We start from the raw sequence: 715 nt of genomic DNA on the forward strand, positions 1-715 counted from the left end.
CAGCAGCACCGCTAGCACCTGCGAAAAACAACGCGTCCGCAGCATTGCAGGTCAACGCCAGACTTGCCACGCTGATACGGGCCACTGGCGTCACCTGCACGGATGCAACGACTGCAAAAGGATGCACAGCTGGCACTGTCGACAGTGGTGATTTTTACGATGTGGAGTTTTCGCCCGATTGCGGCAATGAGGGATTTTTCGCCGGCGTAGCCCAGGCGAACGGAGTAGATCTATTGAACGTTGTGCCCAGCACCGGCAGCAGCGCAACAGCTACAGCCAATCTTGCTCAAGGCCAGCTCGTCTGCGTCCAGGCGATCGGCCGCGCCGGACAAGACCCGCGGTATTACTACGTCGCCGCAATTCCAGCGAGCACCATCGCAAGGTGCAAGAACAACGCATTGTGCAAAACTTATGGCGATAGGCAGATCAAGCGTGCAAGTGGCGAGAGCTGCCACCCAGCAGCGCCAGGACAATACGTCGGCAATTGCGCGCAAGGATGGGTGAGTGCGGACGCACTCGATGTATTTTCGAACGGAATTTAGTTGCTCGCGCCAACGGGCGATTTCCAGGCAGCCCATACATCGCCGAATGACGATTTCTGCGATGGGTCGAGATGAGGTACCCGGCCTGTATTGACGACAATCACCGGCCTTGGAACCGTTTGAGCAGTCGGCCACCGTCACTGCGGCCACGCTCCCCGAGTGCGGGCCTGCCG

Annotated in this window: 1 protein-coding gene; it reads left to right on the forward strand. The window is 58.9% G+C overall.

All coding sequences use genetic code 11. The annotated features are described in order from the left end of the window. Positions 1-542, forward strand: a 542-nt coding sequence (locus CSC62_RS17400) for a hypothetical protein (protein WP_246194528.1), incomplete at its 5' end; no start/stop codon positions are given. Between the last annotated feature and the right edge of the window lie 173 nt (positions 543-715).

The organism is Pseudoxanthomonas jiangsuensis, assembly GCF_010093185.1.
Classification (GTDB): domain Bacteria; phylum Pseudomonadota; class Gammaproteobacteria; order Xanthomonadales; family Xanthomonadaceae; genus Pseudoxanthomonas; species Pseudoxanthomonas jiangsuensis.